This window comes from Acidobacteriota bacterium, from assembly GCA_016208495.1.
Classification (GTDB): domain Bacteria; phylum Acidobacteriota; class Blastocatellia; order Chloracidobacteriales; family Chloracidobacteriaceae; genus JACQXX01.
Window position 1 is genome coordinate 55,684 of sequence record JACQXX010000063.1, and the last position, 8,834, is coordinate 64,517.

Annotated in this window: 8 protein-coding genes; 3 read left to right on the forward strand and 5 right to left on the reverse strand. The window is 52.3% G+C overall.

The window, feature by feature from the left end:
• Positions 1-2 precede the first annotated feature (2 nt).
• The gene (locus HY774_11735; protein MBI4749152.1) at positions 3-476 is read right to left on the reverse strand and encodes a nucleoside 2-deoxyribosyltransferase domain-containing protein; all 474 of its coding nucleotides are present in this window, start codon (positions 474-476) and stop codon (positions 3-5) included.
• Between the two features lie 128 nt (positions 477-604).
• On the opposite strand from HY774_11735, the gene HY774_11740 reads away from it, so the two are divergent.
• From HY774_11740 to HY774_11750, 3 genes are read left to right on the forward strand one after another with little or no spacing between them, the layout of a single operon-like run.
• Positions 605-1,303 (forward strand): hypothetical protein, encoded by a 699-nt coding sequence (locus HY774_11740; GenBank protein ID MBI4749153.1) that lies wholly within the window; start codon positions 605-607, stop codon positions 1,301-1,303.
• A gap of 58 nt (positions 1,304-1,361) precedes the next feature.
• Positions 1,362-1,700 (forward strand): DUF433 domain-containing protein, encoded by a 339-nt coding sequence (locus HY774_11745; protein MBI4749154.1) that lies wholly within the window; start codon positions 1,362-1,364, stop codon positions 1,698-1,700.
• A 5-nt stretch (positions 1,701-1,705) separates the two neighbouring features.
• Positions 1,706-2,086 (forward strand): DUF5615 family PIN-like protein, encoded by a 381-nt coding sequence (locus tag HY774_11750; protein MBI4749155.1) that lies wholly within the window; start codon positions 1,706-1,708, stop codon positions 2,084-2,086.
• Positions 2,087-2,108: 22 nt separating this feature from the next.
• Here HY774_11750 and HY774_11755 read toward each other — a convergent pair whose 3' ends face one another.
• The 4 genes from HY774_11755 to HY774_11770 form a co-directional block, all read right to left on the reverse strand.
• The gene (locus HY774_11755; GenBank protein ID MBI4749156.1) at positions 2,109-2,585 is read right to left on the reverse strand and encodes a carboxypeptidase regulatory-like domain-containing protein; all 477 of its coding nucleotides are present in this window, start codon (positions 2,583-2,585) and stop codon (positions 2,109-2,111) included.
• Positions 2,586-2,644: 59 nt separating this feature from the next.
• Complete coding sequence (locus tag HY774_11760; GenBank protein MBI4749157.1) at positions 2,645-5,674, reverse strand: VWA domain-containing protein; 3,030 nt, start codon at positions 5,672-5,674, stop codon at positions 2,645-2,647.
• Positions 5,675-5,913: 239 nt separating this feature from the next.
• Positions 5,914-6,687, reverse strand: coding sequence for a response regulator transcription factor (locus HY774_11765; GenBank protein MBI4749158.1), 774 nt, complete (start codon positions 6,685-6,687; stop codon positions 5,914-5,916).
• Between the two features lie 183 nt (positions 6,688-6,870).
• Positions 6,871-8,460 (reverse strand): histidine kinase, encoded by a 1,590-nt coding sequence (locus tag HY774_11770; protein ID MBI4749159.1) that lies wholly within the window; start codon positions 8,458-8,460, stop codon positions 6,871-6,873.
• Positions 8,461-8,834 lie beyond the last annotated feature (374 nt).

Here is an 8,834-nt window from a genome sequence, read left to right on the forward strand (position 1 = left end):
GATCACAAAAGCGCCAGCATCCGGCGGCGGGTGGCGGCGACCAGTTCGGGAAGCGTCTCGACCGTTGGCACACCATAGCGCAGACACACCACCTCTACATTGCCCTTGCGCCAAAACCCTTTGGGACAACACACAATCAGTTTTTGACTGGTGGCAAAGAGTCCCAGTTCGAGCAGTGTGATCGGAGCGTGCGTTTCCGGAGCAAAATACATTGCGATGGCGTCTGCTTTTTCCTGGGCGTCGAGTTCCCATTCAACCTGTCCGCGAAAGTTTGGATTGCGGAGACTCTGCTCCCAACTGGCGTCCCAATCATCACGGCGCGGATTGAGGATGGTTACATCCAGGTCGCTCAGTTCTTGTTCGAACAGCGCCTGCCAGTGCACCGCCCGGCCCATTTCAATCGAGCCAGCCAGAAAGAGACCTGGCTGATTTGGGGCAAGATCAAGCGGTTGTGGAGGTTTCAAAATGAAAGCCATAAGCGGATGTCCTTGAGTTGGAGAAGGGAACGAATGTAGTTGAAACAGCTTCTGGTTGATGGTAACAGTTGGGATTATCGCAAAAGTCGCTGGACTTGGAAAATTGAATCCATGGAAGTGAGGAATGTATGTCTGAAAAATTGCGGGAAGATGATGATTCAGGAAAGCACCCTGTCATAGAGGACTTACCCGAGACACCTGTCGAAGACGGGTTGGTGGTTGAATCTTCTAAAACTGATCTGGTTCCTATCGTTCGTCAGGGAAATATCGTCCGGCTAAGCACTGATGCCCTGAGTGCAGAGGCTCGGGCCGCGATTCACGCTGAACTGGCTGAAGAAAGCGGGCAGACATTTTTTATTGGAAGGGTTGAGAATGGGTATTCTCTCCAGTCAGCACGCCATCCAGACCAATGCCCCCAGTGCCAGTCGCCAACGAAACCCCACATGGCGAGCTTGATCTATGCCACCGATCAGGGACCCAGAGTGATGACAACCAGAGGTGTCCATTTTTGTACTGCCTGTCCAACGGTGATTGTGGATGAAGACATGGTCGAGCGGAGTATGGCCGAAGAATTTGAATACCGGGGGCTCCTTGGGCTCGATTTTGATGGGAAGGCCAAACCCTGTTTCTTGAAGTATTGGAATGGTCAGGAGATGGTTGTCCTTGTGGACGAGGAAACCGGGTTCATGGAACTGGTGCCGAAAAACGAGTTAAAACTGTCCAAACCCACGATGGGCAAAGCGCCAACCCGTCAAGTGCCGAAAAAGAAATCAGGTCGAACCGCCATGGCCAAAAAATCCCGCAAACAAAACCGGAAGAAGAAGTAGACCCGACTGTCTCTATAGATGATTCTCTTTGCTGAAAGCCAATTGAGGAGGGTTCATTATGTCAACGAAACAACTCCTGGACCGTGATCAGCCAGTTGGGGGTGAGTTTCAAGAAACCAACAACACTCTTGAAGCGACTGAAAAACCGCCAGGCTCTGATCAGAAACTATTGGAACGTATTTCAGTGAGTCCCGCCGTGATGGTTGGAAAGCCAGTGATTAAGGGAACACGAGTGACAGTTGAATATGTCTTGAATTTGCTGGCCCATGGTGCAACACAAGGCGAAATTCTTGAGGAATACGAAGGTCTTTGTGAGGAAGACATTCATGCCTGTTTTTTATTCGCCTCAAGATTCCTTGAAAAGTCGGGCACTCTTCAGACGAGAAGTGAAGGATAACGTCAATGAGATTTCTCGTGGATGAATGCACTGGGCCTGCAGTGGCACGCTGGCTTCGTTCGTCAGGGCACGATGTGTATTCAGTTTTTGAGGAGTCCCGTGGAAGTGATGACGACGACGTGATGAAAAAGGCGTTCGAGGAAAATCGAATTCTTATCACCAACGATAAAGATTTTGGGGAAAAGGTTTACCGTGAAGGAAAATCACATCACGGCATTATTTTGCTGCGGTTATCTGATGAGCGCAGTCCCAACAAAATTGAACGACTCAGGATCTTGTTGGAAGAGAATGCCGATACCCTTCAAGATCAATATGTTGTGGTAACCGAAAGTAAGATCAAGTTTGCTGGTCGTCGGCTACCAGACGACCCAAATAGTTCAACCTGAGAGAGCTGAAATTTGAATCAACTCATGTTCCAGCCGTTAGCTGAAGTTCTAATGGTTTATTGGTTTTAGCCTTTGGAGAGATTGTGACGACAATTTGGACTGTATTCATTCCATTTGATTTCTTTTGTCCAGCCACCAAAAAATAACGACCCGGTGGAAGTTTTGGGAAGCAAAAACGGCCATCTGCTGCAGTTGTCCGCGCCGCAATCCGTTTGAAGGTGCTTGGGATTGCGTGATGTTTTGTTTGGGGAAAGTCTTTCGGGAGGGCATACACTTCAACCACCGCACCTTCAACTGAATCCAAAAATATCAGATCAACCACGCCATAAATCCTTCGCTGATATGCGTCAGGGAGTTCAATATACTCATTGGCACCTTGTGGAACTTCATTCGGAGTTGCTTCCCGGCAATGACATTCCGACGATTGCCCCAACCACATCCACAAAAGAGCGAACAACAGAACCTGAATCATAGTGGTTGCCCCGTTCAAAAACTTCATCTCTGTCTTCAGCCCTTAGCCCCAAGCCCTCAGCCTGGTTTTCAACCCTGAACCCGATCTCACGTCGTCAAGCGTCGGTAAATCCCTGGCAGGCGTTCGGGCAGGCTCAAAATGTCGTCAATGATCGTGTAGCCCACCTCTCCGTACAAATCGGCCAGTTCTTTTTCTGATTCGCGTTCAATCGTGATGCAAAAACTGGTGATGCCCATCATCTGGGCCTGGCGGAGCGCGACTTTGGTGTCTTCGCGGGCATAGCGGGCGTCGCCATAATCATGATCATACGGACGGCCATCCGAGAGCAAAATCAGCAGCTTGGTACGCGCTTCCTGGGTGGACAGCCGGTGGGCGGCGTGACGGACGGCAGCCCCGAGCCGGGTGTTGTTCTGATAGGTCATTGCTCCAATGCGTTTTTCGATCTCTTCGGAATAGCGTTCGTGAAAGTCCTTGATGACGTAAAACATCACGTTGCGGCGGCCTTCGCTGGTAAACCCGTTGATGGCATAGACATCGCCGACGGCTTCGAGGGCTTCGCTCATCAGCACCAGTCCTTCTTTTTCAAGATCAATAATGCGCTGGCCCGGCTTGGTGTAGGGCATTGACGGGAAACGGCTGATCGTTCGCGCCGTGGAACTCGACATATCCAGCAGAAATGACACCGCGACATCCCGCTGGCGACGAAGGCGGCGAATATAAATCCGTTCGTTGATCGAGCCCGAGGTCCGGCGGTCAATCACGTTGTTGATCACGGCGTCGAATTCAAAGTCTTCGCCGTCGAGTTCGCCATAGATTTTGCGCAGGTTTTCGGGCTTCATCATCTGGAACTGATGCCGGATTGACGTGATGATTCCGCTGTGTCGCGACCGGGCGACTTCGACAAAGATTCGCGAGCCGACCGGATGCCGCCGCTCCACGACCCGACACCAGTTGAGGCGATAATCCTGGAGTTCACGATCCCATTCATCATAAGAAAACGCTTTGTCGCCAGCTTCAAGTGGGTGCTCTGATGTATCGCGGTCCTGCATAATGGATGACATCACGTCTTCGAGCGGCGGCGAGGCTTCGGTTCGGTCAGCGGCCCAAAAATCAAAGGCGCCGCCTTGCGGTACCTGCGCGGCTTCGCTTCGGAAAGACGATTGTTCCGGCGTGGGTTCAGATTCATCCGATGGGCCGCCGTCTTCTTCGCTTTTGTGCTGGTCTGAATTTTCAGGAAGTTGCGGTTGTTTCTGGTCGCTAGATTTCTGCTCCTGAATCAGACGGTAGATTTCACGAACTGCCTGTACGGTATCAGCGACCGACGAATCCGGCTGGTCCAGGTAAGCCGCTACGATGTCTTCAAGTTGTGAAATCAGGAACGAGTGGTCGCGCCGGACATCATCAGTTGGGCCGCCACACAGCATCAGTTGAAATAAGATTTCGTGCCACACTTCGGCTGGCGGCAGGCTGTCAATTTTGGGCCGTGCCGCCCGCAACCGTTCACCCACAAAATTCAGGTCGCGCCGGATGCCTCGATAGGCATGCCGCAATCGGCGGTCAATGCGCCCATTTTCAAGGGTGATGAAGAGTCGTTGGGCAAGTTCGGCTTGCGGAAAGAGTTTTAACAGCGCGGCATAATTGACTACGGCTCGTTTTCGCAGCGTCGCCGGGTAATCCTGGGTGAGTTTGGTTTGAATCGCGAGCAGATCCGAGGTGTCTTCGACAAAGGTGCCGTATTCGAGTTGCCCGGCGGAGTGGGCAGCCAGCACTTTGTACAGCCGAAAATTGGTTTCTTCGTCTGGAAAATCAGCGATGACGGATGGCAGGTAGATTGTTTTTCCGTCGCTGATCCGGGCCTGTTCGGGCATGGCCGAGAGCGGGCTGATCGTCAGGCTTTTCCCGGTGAGTCCTTCGACATACATCCGGAGCACCTGTGAAACCCGGTCGAGCATCAGTCCAGTCTCACCACCCGTGAGCGTTTCGCGGCTGGCTCGTGACTGCAACCCATAGTACGCCTGCGCGTTACGGGTGTCTTTTCCATACAGTTCAATCCCTTTGAAGGCCCAGGTGCGAAATTGTTCGAGCGACGCCTGCTGCAGTGCCTGTGGACTGGCTTTAAAACAGGCAATCGCCGAAGCGGCATTAAACATGCTGATTTCGCTGAGCACTTCCATAATGCCGACGACCAGTTTACCGGTCTGATTGCGGTCACGATGATTGGCGAGTGCTCCGACAATTTTGGGGCTGATTTGCAAGAACTGGTAGCTGGTGGCATTGCCCTGGGTCGAAATGGCAAAACTGAACCGTGTCCAGTTTTCAAAGGCTTCGTGGCCGGCCAGGGTCAGGACGCGGCTTCCGGCTCGAAAATATTGAAGGGCGAGCCCTCCGCTTCGGTCCAGAAAGTGCGACGTGTGGTGGAGGAGTCGCTCAGTACTGGTGCGGGTGTTGTCATTCAACGCATCCGGGAGGGCGAGGAAGAACTCAGCCGCGGTTCCTCCCGAGCGGTGAACAAAGGCTGATGTCAACTCAAGTACCCGACTGGTCATCGCGCCGTCGGGTGAATCAAAGGCGGCCAGGTGAGCTGTGACCCGCGGCGCCTGCCGGAGCAGATCGTAGCTATGTTTGACCGAATGGCGGGCGACTTCGGTGGCAATGGTAAAAACTCGCTGTAGGGTTGGGGTATCGCCCATGCTGGTGACCACCTGGGGCATGATTTTAAAGCAATCCACTGCGACCTTCGTTGAAAGCGATGCCTGTCGCGAGCACAGGGTCAGGGCTCGCAACCGGTAGCTTTGCGGGAGTGCTGCCAGCGTTTCCGGGCTGGCGACAAAAAAATCATGAGCCGCGTCAATATTGGTTGAAGCCAGGCGTTTTCCGGCTTCGCCCCAGGTTTTGAGTTCAAAAGTATTGAGCAACCGACCGACTTCAGGCGCAACGGTCAGAAATTCTTTGGCAGTTTTCAGTGACATCCCGGCCAGGCCAGCGCCAATGCTGAGAATAAAAATCAGGCGTTCAGAGGGAATCCGAGCGAGTTTGGGCGCCAGGTCGCTGACGGTTTCCGGTTCTTCGCCTTTGAGCATGTGCAGGAGTTTTGATTTGAGCTGTCCATCTACCATGATTTTTTTGAGGGCTAGAGGCTGAAGAAGTCGGGTTGAAGACTTCAGGCTGAGAAAACCAGGGCTGAGGGTTGAAGACTTCGGGCTGAGAAAACCAGGGCTGAGGGCTTGGGGCTGAAGACTTGGTTTTATTTCATCCCTCATCCCTGGTTTCATCCCTCATCCTTCATCCCTCATCCCTTGATTTCATCCCTCATCCCTTCCTTTGCCCCGAGCTTGCGAGTCTTCAGCCCTGATAATTAATGCAATCCCGTCACTTTCTTCAGTTGTGCCGCATAGCGACGAGACATTGGGATTTCGGTTCGGGGTTTATCAGCCAGCCGAATGACATATGAGCCTGAAAACCAGGTCACCACTTCAGCAATATAGTTCAGATTGACAATGTATCCTTTGTGAACCCGCGCAAAGTTGTGTTTGCTGAGGCGGGCTTCGAGGTCCTTGAGCGTCTGACGGACGAGGAGCCGCTCCTGATTTGAAGTTTGCAGGTACACCATTTTGTCTTCGGCTTCGATCCAGAGAATGTTGCGGTAATCAACCAGGACCTGGATTTCATTTTCACGCTCAGCCCACAATTTGGTCATTTCGCTGAGGGCTTCATTTTTGACCAGGAACTCACGCAGCACCGTTTGTTTGCGGGTCAGCAGGGCTCGTTCATAGAGTGTCTGCTTGATCCGCTCGACCGTTTGAACCAGTCGCCGTTCGTCAAAAGGTTTGACGATGTAGTCAAGGGCGGCCAGTTCAAATGCCTGGAGGGCATAATCGTCATAGGCCGTGGCAAACACAATCAGCGGGGGCTCGGGGCCGTCAAGCATGGCGGCAGCCGTTGCCAAACCATTCATTCCAGGCATATTAATATCAAGGAAGACCACTTCGATTGGCTCGCGCTCAATCATTTCCAGCGCTTCTTCGCCGTTGGTGGCTTCGGAAAAAATGGCTTCGGGAATCAGCGTTCCGAGAATGTAGCGGAGTTCTCCGCGTGCGGGCATTTCATCATCAACGATCAAAATCCGCATAGTATTCCTGCCTTGTGAAGGGGTTGAGTGCCTGGCCTGAGTTTTTATCAAACTTTAGGGGCAAGATAAACCAAACTTAGGGTTTGAGGGTTCAGGGTTTTAGAAGAATGACCCAAAGGACAAAAAGGACGAAAAGGACATAAATTCGAAAACCCGGAACCCGGAACCCGGAACCCTCAAAATTCAAAGCTTCATCTTTGGCTCGGTGACGCGAAACTTGGGCAGCGAGTCAAACCGACCACGCAATTCAAACGACCCGGCCTGACGCGTTTCAAGCGGAAGCTTGATTTGCACCCACGTTCCGCGTTTGGGTTCTGATTGGATTTCGATTCGGAATTCCTCGCCATAGAGCACCCGCAATCGTCGGTCAACATTTCGAAGACCGATTGAACTCGTTTTGCTTTGATCTGGGCCCAGGATTTCAGTAATTCGCTCGGGTGACATTCCGACACCGGTATCACTGACCTGCAACAACAAATGACCATCAGCCTGATCAATTCCGATGCGGACTATGCCACCTTCCGGTTTTTTGGCTACGCCATGGATAATGGCATTTTCCACAATCGGTTGCAGAATCAGAGTTGGAACCGTGTATTCAAACAACGGAGAATCCTGAACCTGGCCTTCAACCCCTTGAACCACCCACACCACCCGCAACCGTTTGTCGAGCCTGGCTTTCTCAAGTGACAGATAGGCTTCAACATAGCTGATTTCGCTTCGAAGCTGGACAAATTCACCAGCGCGGAGCGCCCGTTGGAAAACTTCAGACAGACTCAGTAACAGGCTTCGCGCGGCTTCAGGGTCAATTCGGACGAAATAGCGAATCGTATTGAGGGCATTGAAGAGAAAATGAGGATTGATCTGGGCACGCAAGGCGCGCAGTTCCGATTGGGTGCGTGCCAGTTCGGCGGCTTCTACCCGCCGCTGGGAGACTTCAGCCAGGACACTGCGCACAATCAGCGCGACGGTAGTCATCACAAACGCCGAGACCAGAAAATTAGGAATCAGCGAGGTAAAAAACAATTTTGGATTGTCACTTAACAGGCTGGAAAGCAGGCTGCCACCCAAATCCACCAGGAGACCAACCCAAAAAGCCACCGGGGGAATCAACCGGCGTTCATTCAGAATTTCAGCATACAGCCCTGTGCCCAACCCGGCCCAGAGCGCAGGAATCCCCCAGGAACAGGCGAGGAAATGCTTGAACACCAGCACGCCCCAAAAACTGAGGTTGATGAAGCTCCCGGTCCCAATCGTTTGCCACAGGCGCACCAGTTCCGGATGAGGTGAAATCAAAATACTGAGTGCTCCACGCAGAACCAGGGTAAACAGGCTTAACCCAAGTCCGATTCGCCACCCACCCAGCAACCCGCCAAACACAATCAGGACATAGCCCAGAACCGTGCCATGGCCGTCGGTGAGGAATTCAAGCGCCACAAAATACACCACGGCGATGGTCTGAATCGCCGCTAACCAGCTTCCAAGTTTTCGAGTCTCCTGCTGCGATGGGGGGTCACTGATGAGTTTGCGGAAAAAATCCGTGCGGCTAAAGGCATAAATCAAAATGACGGGCACAAAGAGAGATTGGACGGCATAGCCAACATCATAGGGGTTCACCGTGCAGGCTTTAAGCCACTGGAGCGAAAGGGGAGGGTATTTCAAAACCAGATGCAACACCCCAGCCAGCCCGAAAGCCAGCAGCGTTGCCATCCCAATCGCAGCCGCAAAAACATGATTTTGGGTAATGGTTGACAACCAGGTAGGTTTGTATTCCATGGCTGAGTGCCGTCTCGTGAAATGGAAAAGGACGAAAAAGACTATTGAGGGTTCAGGGTTTGGGGTTCAGGGTTTGGGGTTCAGGGTTTGGAATTTATGTCCTTTTTGTCTTTTTCGTTCTTTTTTACCCTACCCCTGAACTCCGCAGCAGGCCGTAAACGACCTGCCTCAATTCAACCACCGCTGCGGTATCGGCGAAAACCAGGATACAATGACAGGTGACAAGGTGACAGAATGACAAAGTGACAAAGTGACAGGGTGACAGGTAAGGGCGTTGTTGCTTTGAACCGCGCCCTCTTCGAAAACCCTGAACCCTGAACCCTGAACCCTGAACCCTGAACCCTGAACCCTGAACCCTGAACCCTGAACCCTGA

Bases quoted from the DNA above. Each gene is read 5' to 3' on its own strand.
- HY774_11735 (MBI4749152.1), bottom strand. From the start codon at position 476: ATGGCTTTCATTTTGAAACCTCCACAACCGCTTGATCTTGCCCCAAAT.
- HY774_11740 (MBI4749153.1), top strand. From the start codon at position 605: ATGTCTGAAAAATTGCGGGAAGATGATGATTCAGGAAAGCACCCTGTC.
- HY774_11745 (MBI4749154.1), top strand. From the start codon at position 1,362: ATGTCAACGAAACAACTCCTGGACCGTGATCAGCCAGTTGGGGGTGAG.
- HY774_11750 (MBI4749155.1), top strand. From the start codon at position 1,706: ATGAGATTTCTCGTGGATGAATGCACTGGGCCTGCAGTGGCACGCTGG.
- HY774_11755 (MBI4749156.1), bottom strand. From the start codon at position 2,585: ATGAAGTTTTTGAACGGGGCAACCACTATGATTCAGGTTCTGTTGTTC.
- HY774_11760 (MBI4749157.1), bottom strand. From the start codon at position 5,674: ATGGTAGATGGACAGCTCAAATCAAAACTCCTGCACATGCTCAAAGGC.
- HY774_11765 (MBI4749158.1), bottom strand. From the start codon at position 6,687: ATGCGGATTTTGATCGTTGATGATGAAATGCCCGCACGCGGAGAACTC.
- HY774_11770 (MBI4749159.1), bottom strand. From the start codon at position 8,460: ATGGAATACAAACCTACCTGGTTGTCAACCATTACCCAAAATCATGTT.